Origin of the sequence: Olsenella profusa F0195 (assembly GCF_000468755.1) — a bacterium.
Lineage (GTDB): Bacteria > Actinomycetota > Coriobacteriia > Coriobacteriales > Atopobiaceae > Olsenella_F > Olsenella_F profusa.
In genome coordinates this window covers 1-18,904 of the sequence record NZ_AWEZ01000059.1, presented here as the reverse complement: position 1 = coordinate 18,904, position 18,904 = coordinate 1, and the positions used below count along the sequence as shown (strand labels likewise).

Genomic DNA, 18,904 nt, shown 5'->3' with positions numbered 1-18,904 from the left:
GTGCGCGACATGGCGTATACTTACGAACAGGTGTACGCATGTGGTACGGAGGGGCGTGTGACACGGGCCGATGACATACTCCAGCAGATCCTTGCGGATCTTGCGCCGCACGAGCGCGAGCGCGTACGGCAGGGCGGGCTGTATGCCGATGAGCCTCTCCTGCGCACGGGGCGCGACCTGCTGAACGACCGACGCTGGGGGAAGGACGCCCAGCGGGTGCGATCGCCCCATCCAGCTCGGCCCTCGGCTCGCGCACATTCCCCGACGCAGGGTCGCCCCCGGCCGCTGCCGCTGTCGCCACATGAGCCTGAGGTGGAGCGCACCGCCCCGATCGAGGCCATGCGTGCCCTGGCACGGCAGCGGCGGACGGAAGGCCATGGCCCGGCTGGTGGCAAGCTCTTTGTGGAGCAGGCGCACCTTATGGCAGACTACACGGACGACCTGCCGTTTTTGGGCAACTTCTCCAGCTACTACCCCACGTACGAGGACATGCCCGACCGTGTGCTGCGGGGCTACTTCACCTGGCGTACGCACTTTCGCAGGGGCGAGGTGCTCGGCTGTCCGCCCGCCTTCGTGTTCGTGCATGCCTATGAGGTGCTTGCCGACGTGGGCGTCGAACCCGGACAGGGTGGGCTGCGCGAGCTGATCGGCCTCCATGAGGGTTATGGTGCCGATGGGCGAGGCCGTGCCCTCGATCGCTACCTGCCCCTGTGGATACGCGACTATGCGCTCGTCCACGATCTCGACCTCTCGCAACCGGCACTCGCGCCCTATGTGCAGGGTAGGGGGGATGCCGTGGTGCGGGCCGTCAGGGAGTTGCGGACGGCCCAGGATGCGCTGCTGGCGCACGCTGCCGGGGATGGAGGGCATGCATCCGGGACACGGCGGCACCTGCGCTGGGATGCGGATGTCCCGGGCCTGCCGGGACGCGATGTCCTCGTGCGGGCGCTGAACGGGGCGTCCACCTACCACATCCTCGCGTCCAAGGTGATGCGGACGCATGCGGACGATGTCGGGGGCATCCTGCCGCAGGTGTTCGCGCGCCTGGTGGAGCACTGCGAGCGCCGCCGCAAGGCGAGCTTCCTGGACGGGCTCTTTGGCGCGGCATGCACCTATCATCACATGATGTACTCCACGGCCGTGTGCGCAGGGGAGCCGCCTCACGAGGATGTGACCATCGCGCTGCCCAGTGGGGAGGTCGTGTCGTGCCGTGCGGGCGCGTGGTGGCTGACCGAGCCGTGCGAGGTGCGCTCGGCCAGCAGCGAGCTCGGCCTCGTCCTGCATACGGTCGACCGCATCCTGCGCGAGCGGGTGGGGGACGTGCCCCCGCTCAAGGAACGCCACGCACCCAAGTACCTCACGGCGCTCGTGGGGGAGGAGGTCTCCGCCTGGCTGGGGCAGAGGGCTGCGGCGCGTGCCGCAGAGGTGCACATCGACCGCTCCCAGCTGGGGAACATCCGCATGGCGGCGAGTCGTACGCGCGAGGCGCTGCTGGTGGACGAGGAACGCGAGTGGGAGCCGGTGCGGCAGGCTGCAAAGGGGATGCCAGCGGCAGCGGTTGCATCCTCCGCACGACCCACGCCTGATCCCGTGGGCGCACCGTCGGGCGCCTCGTCGCTCACCTCCGCGCAACGCGCCATCCTTCAGGCACTGCTTGCAGGGGATGTCGCCGCAGCGAGGGCCGCCGCAGCGGAGGGCGGCTCCCTGCTGTCGCTTGCGGTGGATACCATAAACGAGCTGCTCTTCGACCTGGTGGGCGATACCGTCATCGCGTTCGATGGGGACGAGCCGTACCTGGTGGAGGACTATGCCGAGGACGTGAGGGAGGCCCTTTCGTGACCATGCAGGACGAGACGGCGCAGGTGCGGCGTCCGCGCGTGCCCAAGCGCATCGCGACGGTCATCATCAACTCGCTCAAGGGTGGCGTGGTGCCGCGCATCGGGCTGCCCTACATCACCGTGGGACGTGAGGCGGAGATCGCCGCCCTCCTGCGCGACCTCGACATCGTGTCCGATGGCGGTGCCTCCTTCCGCTTCGTGGTGGGCCGTTATGGCAGCGGCAAGAGCTTCCTTTTGCAGACCATTCGCACCCATGCCATGGGCAAGGGCTTTGTGGTGGCGGATGCGGACCTCTCGCCCGAGCGGCGTCTTTCGGGTTCGAAGGGACAGGGGCTGGCGACGTACCGCGAGCTCATCGGCAACCTCTCCACCAAGACGCGGCCCGAGGGCGGGGCACTCACGCTCATCCTCGATCGCTGGATCTCAGGTGTGCAGAGCCAGGTGGTGGCCTTGGGTGTGGCGCCGGACGATTCCGCCTTCGCTGACGAGGTGGAGCGGCGCATCTTTGCCGTCATCAGCGACCTGCAGGAGCTGGTGCATGGGTTCGACTTCGCCAGGATCCTCTCGGCGTACTTTCGCGCGCACCTCGCGGGGGATGATGACGTCAAGGCCAGCGTGGTCAAGTGGTTCCGCGGCGAGTACCGCACCAAGGCGGAGGCCCGCTTTGAGCTGGGCGTGAACGTGATCATCTCGGATGACGACTGGTATGACTACATCAAGCTGTTCGCGCGCTTCCTGCGCGGGGCCGGCTACGAGGGGCTCGTGGTGCTCGTGGACGAGCTCGTGAACCTCTACAAGATCCCCAACGCCATCAGCCGTCAGTACAACTACGAGAAGATCCTGACCATGTACAACGACACCCTGCAGGGCAAGGCATCGTACCTGGGCATCATCATGAGTGGCACGCCCCAGTGCGTGGAGGACCGCCGGCGCGGCCTGTACTCCTACGAGGCGCTGCGCAGCCGCCTCACGCAGGGGCGTCTTGGGCGCGAGGGGCACGTGGACCTGCTGGCGCCGGTCATACGCCTCACGCCGCTCACCCCAGAGGAGCTGCTCGTGCTCGTGGAGAAGCTCGCGGACATCCATGCGGGGCTCTTTGGCTATGGGCGGCGCCTCACGGAGGACGACCTGGCACGCTTCCTGGAGATAGAGCTCGCGCGCGTCGGGGCGGACACCCACGTGACCCCGCGCGAGGTGATCCGCGACTTCATCGAGATGCTGGACATCATGGTGCAGGATCCGCACGCGACGGTGGAGGGGCTTTTGGGGTCCGATGACTTCCGGCATGCGGCAGCCGATGCCGGGGCCGATGGCGGTGACGATACCGCCTTTGCCGAGTTCACGATCGAGTGACCCGGTGCCTTCCTCGAGCCGTTCGTCGGGTTGCTCGTCGAGTCGTTCGCACTTCTCGCCCGTCCCTGTGGGAGTCGTATGCAATTGCATGCGGGTGCCGTACTGTATCGGGGCAGGTACACCGATTGCTGTGTTTGTGACATCTGGTGCGAGCGGACAGGGAAATGCGAACGACCCCGAGGGACCGGCCGGGAGGTTGCATACGACTCACCTCCCCATGCCTGGGCGTTCGCGTGTGGAGGCTGCAAGGTATTGGGTAAAAGCATAGCCGTCGTGCGGTCTGGTCGTGGGGCGTCCCCTAGGATAGGGGCAGTCGGCGAGGGGGAGGTGCTCTGCGTGTCTTTGGTGGACGATGACTATTATCAGCGCAATCGTAAGCTGATTGCCGACTACCTGCGCAGTGGCTCGAAAGGGCCCAAGGACGGGGCACATGGCATGCTCGGCTTCGAGCTGGAGCACGTGGTTCTGCGTGCGCTGCCCGACGGCAGTTCCGCACCGGCGGAGTACGAAGGGCCGCATGGGGTGGCCGAGCTGCTGCGTCGGTTGCGACCGCACTATGACGCCCCCCTTCTCGAGGGTGACAGGCTCGTGGGACTTGCGTGCCCCGGCGAGACGGTCACCACCGAGCCCTCCCTGCAGACCGAGGTAAGTGCCGGCCCCCATGGTAGCGTCACTGAGCTCGCAGGTGAGTACCGACGCTGGCGCTCATGGGTCGATCCCATCGTGGACGAGCTGGGGCTCTCCCTTCCAGAGCTGGGCTACAATCCCACGGCCCCCACTGCCGAGCTGCCGCTCAGCCCCAAGTTCCGCTACGCCTGCATGGATCGCTATCTGCGGGCCATCGGCAGCTATGGCCCGCAGATGATGCGCGGCAGCGCGTCCCTGCAGATCTCCATCGACTTCTCCGACGAGCGCGATGCCGCGCGCAAGCTGCGCATTGCCAATGCCATCGGCCCCGTCATGGCGCTCATGCTGGACAACGCGCCCATCCATGAGGGCAGGCCACGTCGCTACAACCTGGTGCGCACGCGCATCTGGCAGGACGTGGATCCCGCCCGCTGTGGGGTGGTTCCCGGCTCGCTGGGCCAGGGCTTCTCGTTCGAACGCTACGCCGACTGGGTGCTTGGCGTGCCTGCCATCCTGGTGCCGGACGAGTCGTCCCCGGGGGGCTGGCGTTACGTGGGTGCGCAGACCTTTGCCGCGGTGTACCGCGACCGCGAGATGACGCGCGCCGAGGTCGAGCACGCCCTGTCCATGGAGTGGCCGGACGTGCGCGTGAAGACGTACCTCGAGATCCGACAGGCAGACGCCGTGCCCGCACCGTATGCCTTTGCCTATGCGGCGCTCGTCAAGGGGCTCTTCTACGGCGAGGCATCCCTGTCGGTGCTCGAGGGCGAGCTGTCGCAGGCGGGTTCCGAGGGCGGCTTCGTGAGCGCGTGGGACGTGACGGCGGCCAAGGATGCGCTCATCCTGGATGAGGAGGGTGGTTATGGTGCGCGCGTGTACGGCCGTCCTGTGGGCGCGTGGGCCGACCTGCTGCTCAGGCTCGCCCATCAGGAGCTGGACACAGACGAGGAGCGGTACCTCGACCCCCTCGATGAGCTGGTGTCCAGTCGCGAGACGCTCGCGCAGCGATGGTTGCGTGTGCACGATCTGTAGCCTTCCCGTATCATGCTGTCTGCTGGATCGCTCCTCGGGTATATCCCTCCTGCGGGGATATGTGCGATGAGGGAGGCGTCACATGAACGAGGTCATCAAGGCGATCGAGGAGCGTCGCAGCACGCGCAGCTACAAGCCCGACGCCGTGCCCAAGGAGCTCATCGAGCAGGTCATGGAGGCCGGCACGTGGGCGGCCAGCGGTATGGGGCGGCAGTCGCCCATCATCGTCGCCGTCACCGACCGGGCACTGCGTGACCGCCTGTCCGATGCCAACCGCAGGATCATGGGCGGCACGGAGGGCACGGATCCCTTCTATGGCGCGCCCGTCGTGCTCGTGGTGCTTGCCTCCAAGGACGTGCCCACCCATGTGTACGACGGCTCACTCGTGCTGGGGACCATGATGCTGGCGGCGGAGTCGCTGGGCCTGGGCAGCTGCTGGATTCACCGCGCCCGGGAGGAGTTCGAGCAGCCCGAGTTCAGGCAGGTACTTGCCGACCTGGGCGTGAGCGGCGCATACGAGGGCATCGGGCATCTCGCCCTGGGCTACACGGACAGGCCGACGCCTGCCAAGCCACGCAACGACGGTCGCATCCTCTGGGCAGAGTAGGGCCTTGTGGGTGCCGTCCCTGAGGAGTCGTACGCATCTTTCGTAGGGGACATTCGGGGTCGTATGCAAACGCACACGACCCCGAATTTGTGAAGATGCAGGTACATAAGTCGTTGACTCTGTCGCAATACCTGCAGTACCCCATGAATTTGCGAACGACTCAACCTGATGTCCTGGCAAATTGCATACGACTCAAACGAGGCGAGGTGGGGGACGGGGACAACTGCTACAGCGTCTGCTCCGTGCGGCCGATGATGTCGTTCTGCGTCGCCCGCGAGAGCGTGTTGAAGAAGGCGGAGTAGCCGGCCACGCGCACGATGAGGTTCTTGTGCGCCTCGGGATGCCGCTGCGCATCGATGAGCGTCGCTCTGTCAACGATGTTGTACTGCACGTGGTAGCCGTGCAGGCGGTTGAAGAACGTGGAGATGAGCAGCTCGAGCTTCTGCCGGTTCTCGCTCGTGGAAAGCATCTGCGGGGTCATCTTCTGGTTGAGCAGCACGCCGCCAGTGATCTTCTCGGTGGGCAGCTTGGCGACCGACTTGAAGACGGCCGTGGGTCCCTGGCGGTCGCAGCCGTGCGCGGGGCTACAGCCCTCGGCCAAGGGCTCGTGCGCGCGGCGACCGTCCGGCGTGGCCATGGTGCCCATGCCCTGGCCCACGTTGGCCGAGATGGAGCTCGTGCCGCCGTAGCGGATGCCGCCGATGGGCCCGCGGCCATGGCGCGTGTTGGGATACCTCTCGATCTCGTCGAGGTAGGGCTCGTAGGCATCGACGACCAGTTGGTCCACGAAGTCGTCGTCGTTGCCGTACTTGGGGGCGTCGTCCACGAGCATCCGCTGCACGCGTTGGCCCTCGGGGGAGGAGAAGTCGTCCAGGATGGCGTCCCACAGCTGCCGAGGCGTGAGTCTCCCCTCGTCGAACACGAGCCTCTTGATGGCGGCCAGGCTGTCGGCCATGTTGGCGATGCCCACCTGCAGGCCGCTGATGAAGTCGTAGTGCGCGCCTCCCTCCTTGATCGTCTTGCCGCGGGCGATGCAGTCATCCACGAGGGCGGAGCAGAGCACGTCGGGCACCTCGCGCTCGGAGGCCTTGTCGATGGCGTTCTCCACGATCACGGAGGAGCGGGCCATCTCACGAATCGTCCCGTCCCAGGCAGAGAACAGCTCGTCGTAGCTGCTCATGTCCACGAAGTGGCCGAAGTCGCCGGCGAAGCGCCGACCGGTCGTGAGGTCCACGCCACCGTTCATCGCCACGAGCAGGATGCGCGGGAAGTTGAGGTAGCTCATGCCGGTGCAGCGGTAGCCCCACTTGCCCGGCACGGCGCACTCCACGCAGCCGATGGTGGAGTAGTCGTAGGCATCCTCGGGTGCCACGCCCCACGCGACGAACGAGGGGATGATGACCTCGTCGTCGTTGAGGGCGGGCATGCCAAAGCCCAGACGCATGACCTCGATGCACTCGTCGTAGAAGTGCCTATCGAGGTTCCTGTGGTAGCGCACGGTGAGGTTGGGCTGGGTGAGGCGGGTCTGGGCCACGGACTGCAGCACGAGGAAGGAGAGGTCGTTCACGGCGTCGCGACCATCCGTGGTCTGGCCGCCGATGGTCACGTTCTGGTACATGGGCATGCCGGCCGAGCCGTTGGTGTGGGCCTGGCTGCGCACCTTGTTCACGGTGAGGGTCTTGATCCAGAGGTTGGTGAGGAGCTCCAGCGCCTCCTCGCGCGTGAGCTTGCCGCTGTCGAGGTCGGCCCGGTAGTAGGGGTAGAGGTACTGGTCGAAGCGGCCGAAGGAGAGCGAGTGGCCGTTGGACTCGATCTGCAGGATCACCTGCATGAACCACACGGTCTGGATGGCCTCGCGGAAGGAGGCGGCCGGCTCCCAGGGGGAGCGCTCGCACACCTGGGCCATGAGCTCGAGCTCCCTCGCGCGGGCGGGATCGTCGCACGCTGCGGCCTGCTTGCGGGCGAGCGTGGCGTAGCGCCGGGCGAACGCGCGGACGGCCTCGCACACGATGAGCACGGCGCGGTAGAACACGTTCTTGTCGATGGCGTTGGGATCGGTGAGGTCGAGGGCGGCCTGGGCCGCGCGGGCGCGCTCGGCATAGCCCCTGAGACCCTCGCGCAGGAGCCGCTCGTGGTTGATGGCCAGGTGGGCGTCACCAGCGTTGAGCTTGCCCTCCATGCCGAACACGCCCGTCTCCATGAAGACGGACACCTCGTCGGGCAGGAGCGCCTCGCCCCTCTCGCGCAGGGTGTTGCCCCGCCAGAACGGGGCTATGGAGCGCAGCTGCTCCTTTGTCTCGTCCGTGACGTGGAACACGTCGCCGTCACGCAGCTCGAAGGCGTCGAGCTCGTCGATGACGAATCCCATGGTGTACTCGGGGAAGATCGGCGCGTTGCGGTTCTTGGTGGCCTGGTTTCCGGCGATGAGCGTCTGGTCCTCGATGTAGATGGTCATGTCGGCGAGGATCCGCTCGAGCATGCGTGCCCGCTTGAGCACGGGAGGCTGTGCGCTGTTCCCCTGGTAGGCCTGGGTGCAGAGCAGGGCACGCTCGGCGTCGATGTAGGGCCTCTCGTTCAGGACCTCCTCGCGGAACGCGCTCATGCGCGGGGTGAGGCTCCCAAAGTGCGCGACGTTCTCCATGGGACATCCCTTTCAAAAGTAAGTTATAAAACTTACGAACGTAATAATTGCACTATAGAAGTGGGAAGCCCGCACGTCAAGGGAAAGGGACGCCCCACAGCGATTGTCACGATATCTGCATGGTTGCGAACGAGAGTCGCTATGATTTCCCCTGTGCAGACAGAGGGTCTGTGTGTGAGGAGATCGCATGGGTCGTAGGGATACGCAGATTCTTTCCGCCCTGAGCGAGCGGGGGCGGATGGACGTCGCCACGCTTGCCGAGGAGCTGGGCGTCTCGCAGGTGACGATGCGCAAGGACCTCGATGGCCTGGCCGGGCGCCGCCTCGTGCGGCGCGAGCATGGCTTCGCGGAACTGGGCAGCACGAACGACGTGGCCGGACGCCTTGCCTACCACTACGCGCAGAAGGTCTCCATCGCACGCCGTGCGGCCGAGCTGGTGAGCGATGGCGAGACGGTCATGGTCGAGAGCGGCAGCTGCTGTGCCCTCACGGCGCGGGCGCTCCTCGAGTGCCGCTGCGACGTGACGGTGATCACCAACAGCGCCTTCATCGCCGCCTACGTGCGCGACCTCCCCCATGCCAGCGTGATCCTGCTGGCGGGCAACTACCAGATGGACGCCCAGGTGACGGTGGGACCCCTCGTGCGCGCCTCCGTCGCGTCGCTCTCGGTGGACAAGCTCTTCGTGGGGACGGACGGCTACAGTGCGAGCTCCGGCTTCACCAACGCCGATGCCCTGCGCGCCCAGGCCGTGCACGACATGGCCGAGCGCGCCGCGAACGTCTACGTGGTGACGGAGTCGGAGAAGTTCTCGCAGCGGGGCGTGGTCTCGCTTGATCTGTCCGGCCGTCCCGTGCATGTGATCACGGACATGGGCATCGATGACAGCGTGCGCGCGCAGCTGGCGGCACGGGGCATCGGGCTGCTGTGTGCGGGTGAGGGTGCGTAGGCGAGAGCCTATGTGAACGCCTCGATGCCGTGGTCCGCAAAGGCTGCGATGAGGCCCGCAAGGTCCTCCGGATGCAGGGCTGGCGCATCGGATAGCGCGTAGTCGCGCTCCAGGAGGGCGTACTTGCCCACACCGAGGTTGTGGTAGGGGAGCAGCTGCACGCGCGTGGCCCCCACCTCGTGCAGGCGCCCCGAGAAGCCTTCGGCGCTCGTGGTGGGGTCTGTAGGATCGAAGTTGAAGCCGGGGATGACGGGGATGCGCACAAGGACGTCCGCACCACGCCCAATGGCCCGGGCGATGTTGCGCACGATGGGCGCGAGCGGTGCGCCGACCACCTCCTGGTGGCGTGCGTCGTCCCAGTGCTTGAGGTCGCACAGCAGGAGGTCCATGCGCTTGGTGACGCGCCGGAAGGTGTCCCAGCTGGCATACGAGGTGGTCTCGATGCAGGTGGAGATGCCGCGCTCATGGAGGCGGTCGGCCAGGGCGCAGACGAAGCCGGGCCACAGGAGCGCCTCTCCACCGGAGAAGGTGACGCCGCCACCCGACTCCGCGTAGAAGGGGACGTCCTGCAGACAGACTGCGAGGACGTCCTCGAGCGAGCGCCTCTCGCCCGAGACGGAAAGGGCGCCGGCGGGACACTCGCGCACGGCTTGGGCCGCGAGGGCACTCGTCGCGTCCACGCTTGCCACGTCCACGTGGCGCTTGCCGTCCCGCACCGAGGCCCGGGCACCATGGGGCGCGAGGAGCCCCAGGCAGTGCCCGCAGCCCGTGCAGGCCGTTGCGTTCCACTCCATCTGGGGCTCGCGCGCCTGGCTCTCGGGGTTCGAGCACCAGGGGCACAGGAGGGGACAGCCCTTGAGGAACACGGTGGTGCGAATGCCCGGTCCGTCGTTGACGCTGAACTTCTGGATGTCGAGCACGGTTGCCGTGATGTCGGTGCCGTCGTGTGCCATGGACGCCTCCTCGTTTCCGTTGCCATGATACGACTCGCTTCGCTCTCTGGGGTACAGAACTTACGAATGAAATAAAAAATATTTTCGTACAAAGTAATGGCAAAGCGGTATAGTGCGCATAGACGGAACGATCACAGAGGAAGGGACCTCCCATGGAACTGATTCTTGACACCGCGGATGCGCAGGCCGTGCATGAGCTCTCGGAGATGCTCACGATTTCGGGTGTGACCACCAACCCCACCATCATCACGCGGTCGGGCAAGACCCCCGAGCAGGTGTGTGCTGAGATGGACGAGGTCCTCGCCCCCGAGCAGAAGCTCTTCGTGCAGACCGTCTCCACCAACTACGAGGGCATCCTTGCCGAGGGGCGTCAGATCTGCGCGCTGCGCACGAACGTGTACGCGAAGGTTCCCGTGACGCATGACGGCCTGCGTGCCATCAAGCAGCTCAAGCGTGAGGGACTCGGCGTGCTGGCAACGGCCATCTATTCCGCTGACCAGGCGTTCTTTGCGGCCATGAACGGTGCGGACTACCTGGCGCCCTACGTGAACCGCATGTGCGACTACGGCGATGGCATCCAGGCGGTGCGCGAGCTGCAGGAGATGCTCGAACTCAATCAGCTGCCCGCCAAGGTCTGTGCCGCATCGTTCAAGAACGGCAGCCAGGTGCACGAGCTGATCCGTGCGGGCGTGGGCGCCGTCACGGTGCCACCTGACGTGCTGTATGCCATGCTCGACCACCCGGGCACCAAGGTCGCCGTGGACGAGTTCAACGCGGCATGGAGCGCAGCCTTCGGGCGCGACACGTTTGCGTAGGCGACCTCGGTGGGCGTCGCTGGCTTCGTCTGCGTCTGTCGGAGTCGTATGCAAATGCATACGACTCCGTTTTCGGATACGAGCAGGTATACGGGTTGTTGTCTCTGAAATAACTGCCGCAAGGCTCCACTGACCGGCAAAAATTTGCGAATGACTCAAAGCAGCCGTACCTATCCGTTGACGACGACGGCCTTGCCGAAGCCATGCGACCCCTCGAGCCAGCGATGCGCCTCGGGCAGCTGGGCCAGCGTGAAGACGCGCTCCGGCGTGGCGTCGATGTCGTGCGTCTCCACGAAGGAGAGCAGCCCGTCGAGCGCCGCCCCGCTCACGTGGCCCGAATAGAAGCTCGTGAGGTAGCCGTCCTCCGGTAGGTCCATGATGGGGTCGAAGCCATCCATGTACCATTGGCCACCCAACTGCCCCGTGCTGCACACGATGCCACCCGCCCTCATATGGCGACAGGTGTCCTTGAGGGTGGCCGGGCCCACGAGCTCGAGCGCACGGTCGAAGCGTTCGTTCGTCTGCAACCTGCCGTCCGTGTCCAGCACGCAGGCATCGAAACCGTTGTCGAGCAGCAGCTGGGCACGGGCGTCGGTGCGGGTGGTGCCCACCAGGTGCAGGTGCGGCTCGGCGACCCGGGCGAGCCGCGCGAACGCCAGCCCCACGCCACTGGTCGCCCCGCGCACGAGCAACGTCTGGCCAGCCTCAAGGCGCAGGTTCTTCAGGGAGCCGAACGCCGTATGGTACGTCTCGGGAACGGCTGCCAGCACGTCCCAGGGGAGGGAGGTCCTCACGGGGTGGATCTGCTCGTTGGGCAGCAGCACGTACTCGGCGTAGCTGTCATCGAAGGCACGACCCATCTCCCCCATGATGGAGACGACCCGCTGTCCCTCGGGCAGCCGGTGCGGGTCGGTCGTGACGGCCATCTCGCCCACGCACTCGATGCCCAGGATGCGGGGGAAGCGCACGGAGGGGGAGAGCCCCTGGCGCGTGAACACCTCGGAGTGGTTGAGGCCAAACGCCAGCACGCGCACGAGCGACCAGCCCGGCCTCACGGCTGGGACGGCCACCTCGGCGGGGCGCAGCACCTCGGGGCCACCGGCCTCGCTCACCACGACGGCACGCATCGTCTCGGGAACCCCCATGCTACCTCCCCGCCACGAGCCGTCGGACGAAGTCCGTGGCGGGTGCCTCCACCAGCTCGTCGGGCGCTGCGTACTGCTGGATGCGTCCGCCGTCCACGACGGACACGCGCGTTGCCAGGTGCAGCGCCTCGCGGATGTCATGCGTCACGAACATGATGGTGATGCCCGTCTCGTCAAAGATGCGACGCAGCTCGTGCTGGAGCTGCTCGCGGGTGATCTCGTCCACGGCACCGAAGGGCTCGTCCATGAGCAGGATGTCCGGCGAGGCCGCCAGCGCCCGCGCGATGCCCACGCGCTGCTGCTGGCCACCCGACAGCTCCGCGGGATAGCGCCCCAGCAGGTCGTTCTCGAGACCCACGATGCCCATCCACTTATGCACGGCCGCGTGTGTGCGGGCATGGTCGCTGCCGTTCCAGAGGTTGGGCACATAGGCGATGTTCTGCTCCACCGTCATGTGCGGAAAGAGGACGCTGCCCTGGATGGCATAGCCGATGTTGCGGCGCAGCTGCACGAGATCGACGTCGCGCACGTTCCTGCCCTCCACCAGCACGTCGCCCGACGTGGGCTTGATGAGGCCGTTCACCATCTTGAGCAGCGTGGTCTTGCCGCCGCCCGAGGAGCCGATCACGCACACGAACTCGCCGCGCGCAATGGAGAGGGACACGTCGTCGAGCACGAGCTTTGTGGCGCCGGTTGCCGCGTCATCGTACTCCTTGCTCACGTGGCGGAATTCGATGGCGGGGGTGTCGGCGTCCGTGCGGGGTGTGCTCTCGTTGTCGCTCATGACAGCAGTCCCTTCTGCTGGAGGTATTCGTGCGCCACGTCCTCGGGCGAGCGCCCCTCGCTCTCCACCTCATAGTTCATCTGGGCCATGTCCGCATCGGTGATGGTGTCGTTGAGCTTCTCGAGCACGCTGCGCAGCTCCGGGTGCTCGTCAAGTACCTGCTGGCGCACCACGTTGCCGCAGCGGTACGAGGGGAAGAAGCCCCCATCATCCGTGAGGACCACCGCGTCTGCCGTGCTCAGCTGCCCGTCGGTGGTGAAGACGGTCATGACGTCCACCTGCCCCTCGGCAAGTGCCTGGTACTTGAGGCCGATGTCCAAGTCCATCGTGTTGCCGAAGTGCAGGCCGTAGGTGTCGCAGAGTGCCTGGTAGCCATCCGCTCGCTCATAGAAGTCGTACTCCGCGCCAAACGTGAGCGTGTCGGCCACGCGGGCGAGGTCGCTGTAGGTATGGAGGTCGTACTGGTCGGCAACTTCCTTGCGCACCGCGATGCCATACGTGTCGTTGAAGCCGTACATGCCCACCCACGTGAGGCCGAGCTGGCTCCCATACGCATCGTTGAGCTCGTCGAACCTGCCCTCGTCATAGGTATCGGTACGGTTGAGGACCTCGTTCCAGCCCGTGCCCGTGTACTCCGGATAGAGGTCGTAGGCACCGGATTCCATGGCGGGCTCGATGTTGGCCGTGCCGCCGCCCACGCCGGTCGTGAGGTCCACCTTGAGGTCGGTGTCCTGCTCGATGAGGTCCTTGAGCATGTTGCCCATGATGTACTGCTCGGTCATGGGCTTGGTGGCGATGTGGATGGTCGCGGGCGTCGGCATGAGCGCATGCGCGATGAGAACGACGGCGGCAACGGCCGCCGTCGCCACCGTGCCCAGGACCAGCCGCCGGTTGGTGCGCTTGTCCTTGGCGCTGCTCTTCTGCATGCGATGCTCCACGAAGCCGAGGACGCCGTCCACGAGGAGCGCCAGGATGGCGCAGAGCAGCGAGCCGTCTATGGTCATGGCGGCGTTGTTGGTGGTGATGCCACGATAGATGGCCACGCCCAGGCCACCCGCCCCGATGAACGAGGCGATGCCGGCAAGGGCGACGGTCATGGTCGCCATGGAGCGGATGCCGCTCATGATGACGGGCATGGCCAGCGGCAGCTTAATCCTGCGCAGGATCTGCCCGTCGGTGGAGCCCATGCCCTGCGCCGCCTCGATGACGGCGGGGTCCACGTTCGTCAGGCCCGTGTACGTGTTGCGCACCATGGGCAGGAGGGCATAGATGACCAGTGCGATGACCGCCGTGGTGTTGCCCACCCCCGAGAGGGGGATGAGAAAGCCCAGCATCGAGATGGAGGGGATGGTGTAGAGGAAGTTGATGACGGCGAGCGTCGGTTTGGCGGCACGGGCCCTCTCGCTGATGAGCAGGCCAAAGAGGCCACCGACCACGATGGCTATCACGATGGCGATGGCGGATAGGGCCAGATGCTCGAGGACCAGCCCGCCAAACCAGCCTGCACGCTCGGTGAGTGGACTCAGCGTCTCCTGGGGCATAGGGTCCCCTTCCAGTAGGTGACGAGGCAATATGACCTATGGTGCCCCGAAGCCGTCCGAGCTATGCGGACGCGTGATGTACGGGCCAATACCTGTGTGCACATCTCCACATCTATGGGCGCAAGCCGAAAGGGGCGTCGGACGAACAGGCTGCCACCCGAACGCTGTTGGTGCCTTTCTGTCCGTGTGGGTGCGCTTCTGTCCGTGTGGGTGTCAATCGCCATGGCGCCGCCGGCAGAGGTGCAGGTCAGCGGAGGCTGTTGAGGGAGAAAGACACCCACACGCAGCAAAGGGCACCCACACGGCAGCGGATGGCACCCACATGGGGCAGCGGCATCGCTATACTAGGAACAGGTGTTCCTATCTTGGGTGTGACAGGGGAGGCGAGCATGGCAGATACGGGCGTGTTCGAGCGGCTGGCCCCCTTCGTGCAGGACTTCATCTACGAGCACGACTGGGAGTCCCTGCGCGCCATCCAGGTCGCGGCGGCCGATGCCATCCTCAATACCGAGGACAACGTGCTGCTCACCTCGTCCACGGCCTCGGGCAAGACGGAGGCGGCCTTCTTTCCCATCCTCACGCAGCTGTGGGAGGATCCGCCCGCAACGGTGGGCTGCGTCTATGTGGGTCCCCTCAAGGCGCTCATCAACGACCAGTTCTACCGCCTCACGGATCTCTGCGAGGAGGGCGGCATCCCCGTGTGGCACTGGCATGGGGACGTCTCCGCCTCGCACAAGGCGCGCCTGATGAAGCACCCCTCGGGCATCCTGCAGATCACGCCCGAGTCACTCGAGGCCATGCTGCTGCATCGTCACGCCGCCATCCCCAAGCTGTTCGGAGACCTCCGCTTCGTGGTCATAGACGAGGTCCACTCGCTCCTGCGAGGCGATCGCGGCGCGCAGACGCTCTGCCTCATCGAGCGGCTCTCACGTCTGGCGCAGGTGCGCCCGCGGCGCATCGGCCTCTCGGCCACCATCGGCGACCCCGAGGCGACGGCACGCATCCTGGGGGCCGGCTCGGGGCGCGACACCGTCGTCCCGCGCGTGCGGGAGCAGGGTCAGACCTGGCGCATCTCCATGGAGCACTTCTACAGCCATGGCCCGCAGGCTGCCAAGCGGGCCACAGGCGAGGAGCTTGCGCGTGCGGGAGGAACCACGGGGGGTTCGCTGCATGTGGACGCCCTCGTGGAACATGTGGAGGAGGAACCCTCCGGACTTCCCGAACGGGCGGGGGAGGGCACGGCTGCACTCGCCACCGCCACACCGGACGATGCCGCCCTGGAGGCAGACGCCTCGGACACGGCGCCCGAGGAGGCCGACCCGGGCCTCGCCTACGTGTTCGAGCACACGCGGGGCCACACGTGCCTGGTGTTCTCCAACTCGCGCGAGGAGTGCGAGGAGGTCACGTCCACGCTGCGCGCATACTGCGAGAGGAGGGGCGAGCCCAACCGCTTCCTCATCCATCACGGCAACCTCTCCTCAAGTCTGCGCGAGACGGCGGAGGAGCTCATGCGCGACCCCGAGAGCGAGCTCACCACCTGCACCACGGCCACGTTGGAGCTGGGCATCGACATAGGTCGGCTCGAGCGCGCCTTCCAGATGGACGCCCCCTTCACGGTCTCGGCGTTCCTGCAGCGCATGGGCCGCACGGGCAGGCGCGGCCAGCCGCCCGAGATATGGTTCGTCATGCGCGAGGACCCGCCCGAGCCCCGTGCGCTCCTGCCCGAGACCATCCTCTGGAAGCTCCTGCAGGGCATCGCGCTGGTCCAGCTCTATCTCGAGGAACGCTGGGTGGAACCGCCGCGCGAAGACAGGAGGCACTACAGTCTGCTCTACCACCAGACCATGGCCACCCTCGCCTCGTCGGGGGAGCTCACGCCGGCCGCCCTGGCGGCGCGCGTGCTCTCGCTCTCGCCGTTCGCGAACGTCTCGCAGGACGACTACCGCACGCTCCTGCGCCACCTCATCGATACCGAGCAGATCGAGCGGACGGAGACGGGTGGACTCATCGTGGGGCTGGTCGGGGAGCGTGTGACCAACGACTTCCGCTTCTACGGCGTGTTCGTGGAGAGCGAGGAGTACACCGTGCGGGCGGACAGTCAGGAGCTGGGCACCGTGGTGCAGCCGCCTCCACCGGGGGAGAAGCTCGCCATCGCGGGGAGCGTGTGGATCGTGGAGGAGGTGGACCACCGCAAGCGCCTCGTCTACGTGACGGAGGTCAAGGGGAGGGTGCCCGCCTACTTTGGCGAGTGCCCCGGCGACATCAACACGCGCATCCTGGAGCGCATGCGCCAGGTGCTGGCCGAGCAGCGAGACTATCCCTACCTGCGTGACAACGCACGGGCACGACTGGCCGCCGCGCGCCACGAGGCGGCTGCTGCGGGCATCACCGAGGGGGCCAGGAGGTCCGGCGGCGGGCAGTCGCAGATGTCCCTGGTCAACCTGGGAGGGGACACCTGGGCGCTCTTCCCCTGGCTGGGCACGTACGCCTTCCTGGCGCTCGAGCGCGTCATCAAGCTGCGCATGCCGACGAGCCTGGGCATCAAGGGCGTGGACGTGAGCCGACCCTACTACATCCAGTTCCGCATGGCCGTCTCGGCCGAGGAGTTCCTGGATGCCCTGAGCGAGGCCCTTGCCGCAGAGATCGACCCCCTGAGCCTGCTCTATCCCAAGGAGCTGCCCATCTTTGACAAGTACGACGAGTTCCTGCCCCCCGAACTGGTGCGCAAGGGCTTTGCCGAGGGCGTGCTGGACGTCGCGGGCGCCCGTGCCCGCGTGCTCGGGTGACAGCGCGTTCACAGGATGCACACAAATCGGGCCTCTCGGCCCAAGGGGCTTGCAAAAAGTAAGCCATAGGTTATTATAGGCCCTGCAAGTAAGACAAGGGTTACTTACTTGTGTGCGTGTTTTACCCTACCTGATGCAGGCGAACCCTCTCCTCGCACTGCAGACAGGTCCCAGGCGCCACCGGCATTCCCCCTTTCCTGTGCCGGTGGCGCGTATTGTATGGGGCGCCGCCCGCATGAGCCTTGTGGGTGCCCCTCTCGCGCATGATCGCTCTGGGAGAGGGACGCCCAGAGTCGCGTCGTGCGTGAAAATGGCATGTGCCATGCCGCCCACATGACTCCAGTGCCCTTCGAATGAGGCCCCTCATCTCTCCATCATATGTCATCCCCACCTTACTTTGAACAAGTAATGGTATTATTAGGAGCAAATAATCCCATTCTAAGGCAGGAGGACAAGGTGCAGATTGTTCCCATCAAGGAGCTGAAGGACGGAGCGCGCATCTCCGAGATGTGCCATGCGTCCGACGAGCCCATACATGTGACGAAGAACGGCTATGCGGATATGGTCATCATGAGCTCAAGCGCCTACGACGAGCTGGCGCGCAGGGCCAACGCCAACCGCACTGCTACCGCAATCCAGGAGGGCATCGAGGCCATCCAGCGCGGCGAGTGCCAAGACGCATACGAGGCTCTCAGCTCCATTAGAGGTAAATATGGCATATAGGGTTCGAGTCGCCGCCCCTGCGGCGGAGGAACTCGAACGCGCCGTGGCGTACATTGCCGTCATGCTCCGGGAGCCGTCGGCAGCGACTGTCCTGGCAGATGAATTCGAGGAAAAGCTGGATGTTCTCTCAAGCAACCCCTGTCTCTATGCGCCGGTCCTTGATATGAGCGATGCGGTTGGTGTGGAGGTGCGTCGATGTCACGTGAAGGGTTACGCGATGTGGTTCACCATCGATGATACGGAGCGGATCGTCGACGTCATCGCATTTCTGCATGGCAGGCAGGACACCCTGAGGCACCTGGGCTGGAGATTCTGAGCGAGGCGTGAGCTACAGGCGGTTCGTACCTTGCTTGTATGTGTCGGTTACTTGATTGGCTTGATGTGAGCTAACTGTCTATAGACGCGATCGTTCGAGCTATGGCTGAAATTGCTGTCATGGTCGGTGCGACCACATGGGGCAGATTCGGCTCGGATATGTGGTGTCCGTCTTGTTGCCAGGCGTCTCGAGCCATCTCGAGAGCTAGTTGGAGTCCTGGTTGAAGTCCGGTTGTCTGGATCTCACGACCAGGAACACTTAGTGGGCGTCGTATGCAGTGTGCGCTCCATGGTGCGTATCTCATGGATGAGGATGAGATGCGTCTTCAGCAGGCGACGGAGGCATTTCCCACCGCAGTCCCGAGTGTCGACTTTTATCTGACTGACCACATCTCCTGTGGGTGTCAATCGATTCGTGTGGGTGTCATTCTCCCGAACACGAACCATGAAACAGCAGGTCGTCAAAGACACATCCGGGAGAAAAGCACCCACACGCAGCATATGGCACCCACAGAGGTGGGGAAAGACACCCACACGCAGCGGAAAGCACCCACATAAAGAGCACCTCTACATAATCATGGATCGTGTCGAGAAAGTTGGTGTAAGCGGGGAAACGCCGCATAGGTAGAGAGGGCGGTCGCCGTCCTGGAATCCGAGATGACCACAAGTCGGATTCGAGGAAGGGACGACGACCGCGATGGAAATCATATCAGAGCAGGCCCTGGCGGCCCTGCGCATGCCGCGCTTCGAGGACGGCACGACCGACATGCAGGAGCTGATGCGCCAGCTGGCGGAGAG

14 protein-coding genes are annotated in these 18,904 nt (G+C 65.5%); 9 read left to right on the top strand and 5 right to left on the bottom strand.

The features are described 5' to 3' along the window. Positions 1-9: 9 nt before the first annotated feature. The 4 genes from HMPREF1316_RS08275 to HMPREF1316_RS08260 all read left to right on the top strand — a co-directional run bounded on the left by HMPREF1316_RS08275 (position 10) and on the right by HMPREF1316_RS08260 (position 5,457). Positions 10-1,839 (top strand): TerB N-terminal domain-containing protein, encoded by a 1,830-nt coding sequence (locus tag HMPREF1316_RS08275; protein ID WP_021726546.1) that lies wholly within the window; start codon positions 10-12, stop codon positions 1,837-1,839. A 2-nt stretch (positions 1,840-1,841) separates the two neighbouring features. Next, positions 1,842-3,191, top strand: a complete 1,350-nt coding sequence (locus HMPREF1316_RS08270; protein WP_040651932.1) for an ATP-binding protein — start codon at positions 1,842-1,844, stop codon at positions 3,189-3,191. 336 nt (positions 3,192-3,527) lie between these two features. Next, positions 3,528-4,850, top strand: a complete 1,323-nt coding sequence (locus HMPREF1316_RS08265) for a glutamate-cysteine ligase family protein (protein WP_198009632.1) — start codon at positions 3,528-3,530, stop codon at positions 4,848-4,850. Between the two features lie 82 nt (positions 4,851-4,932). After that, positions 4,933-5,457 (top strand): nitroreductase, encoded by a 525-nt coding sequence (locus HMPREF1316_RS08260; RefSeq protein WP_021726545.1) that lies wholly within the window; start codon positions 4,933-4,935, stop codon positions 5,455-5,457. Between the two features lie 226 nt (positions 5,458-5,683). Here the strand turns inward: HMPREF1316_RS08260 and HMPREF1316_RS08255 are convergent, their stop codons facing one another. Then, on the bottom strand, positions 5,684-8,098 hold the full coding sequence (locus HMPREF1316_RS08255) for a glycyl radical protein (protein WP_021726531.1): 2,415 nt from the start codon (positions 8,096-8,098) through the stop codon (positions 5,684-5,686). Between the two features lie 187 nt (positions 8,099-8,285). Between HMPREF1316_RS08255 and HMPREF1316_RS08250 the strand changes: the two genes are divergently transcribed. Beyond that, entirely contained in the window at positions 8,286-9,044 is a 759-nt protein-coding gene (locus HMPREF1316_RS08250; protein ID WP_021726550.1) for a DeoR/GlpR family DNA-binding transcription regulator, read from the top strand. 8 nt (positions 9,045-9,052) lie between these two features. Here the strand turns inward: HMPREF1316_RS08250 and HMPREF1316_RS08245 are convergent, their stop codons facing one another. Next, positions 9,053-9,997 carry a glycyl-radical enzyme activating protein gene (locus HMPREF1316_RS08245; RefSeq protein WP_021726529.1) on the bottom strand — a complete coding sequence of 315 codons (945 nt, stop codon included), beginning with the start codon at positions 9,995-9,997 and terminating at the stop codon, positions 9,053-9,055. Positions 9,998-10,149: 152 nt separating this feature from the next. Between HMPREF1316_RS08245 and HMPREF1316_RS08240 the strand changes: the two genes are divergently transcribed. After that, positions 10,150-10,812 carry a transaldolase family protein gene (locus HMPREF1316_RS08240; RefSeq protein ID WP_021726541.1) on the top strand — a complete coding sequence of 221 codons (663 nt, stop codon included), beginning with the start codon at positions 10,150-10,152 and terminating at the stop codon, positions 10,810-10,812. 170 nt (positions 10,813-10,982) lie between these two features. Here the strand turns inward: HMPREF1316_RS08240 and HMPREF1316_RS08235 are convergent, their stop codons facing one another. From HMPREF1316_RS08235 to HMPREF1316_RS08225, 3 genes are read right to left on the bottom strand one after another with little or no spacing between them, the layout of a single operon-like run. Next, the gene (locus tag HMPREF1316_RS08235; protein ID WP_021726530.1) at positions 10,983-11,957 is read right to left on the bottom strand and encodes a zinc-binding dehydrogenase; all 975 of its coding nucleotides are present in this window, start codon (positions 11,955-11,957) and stop codon (positions 10,983-10,985) included. A gap of 1 nt (position 11,958) precedes the next feature. Then, positions 11,959-12,741: an ATP-binding cassette domain-containing protein gene (locus HMPREF1316_RS08230; protein WP_021726532.1), complete on the bottom strand. Its 783-nt coding sequence runs from the start codon at positions 12,739-12,741 to the stop codon at positions 11,959-11,961. Then, complete coding sequence (locus HMPREF1316_RS08225; RefSeq protein ID WP_021726544.1) at positions 12,738-14,282, bottom strand: ABC transporter permease/substrate-binding protein; 1,545 nt, start codon at positions 14,280-14,282, stop codon at positions 12,738-12,740. Before HMPREF1316_RS08225 ends, HMPREF1316_RS08230 begins: the two co-directional genes overlap by 4 nt. 389 nt (positions 14,283-14,671) lie before the next feature. Here HMPREF1316_RS08225 and HMPREF1316_RS08220 point away from each other — a divergent pair, with 389 nt between their 5' ends. The 3 genes from HMPREF1316_RS08220 to HMPREF1316_RS08210 all read left to right on the top strand — a co-directional run bounded on the left by HMPREF1316_RS08220 (position 14,672) and on the right by HMPREF1316_RS08210 (position 18,107). Continuing rightward, positions 14,672-17,068 carry a DEAD/DEAH box helicase gene (locus HMPREF1316_RS08220; protein WP_040651924.1) on the top strand — a complete coding sequence of 799 codons (2,397 nt, stop codon included), beginning with the start codon at positions 14,672-14,674 and terminating at the stop codon, positions 17,066-17,068. Positions 17,069-17,524: 456 nt separating this feature from the next. After that, a complete protein-coding gene (locus HMPREF1316_RS08215) occupies positions 17,525-17,791 on the top strand; it encodes a type II toxin-antitoxin system Phd/YefM family antitoxin (RefSeq protein ID WP_021726537.1) in 267 nt (88 codons plus the stop codon). Continuing rightward, on the top strand, positions 17,781-18,107 hold the full coding sequence (locus HMPREF1316_RS08210) for a type II toxin-antitoxin system RelE/ParE family toxin (protein ID WP_040651922.1): 327 nt from the start codon (positions 17,781-17,783) through the stop codon (positions 18,105-18,107). Before HMPREF1316_RS08215 ends, HMPREF1316_RS08210 begins: the two co-directional genes overlap by 11 nt. The last annotated feature ends 797 nt before the right edge of the window (positions 18,108-18,904 follow it).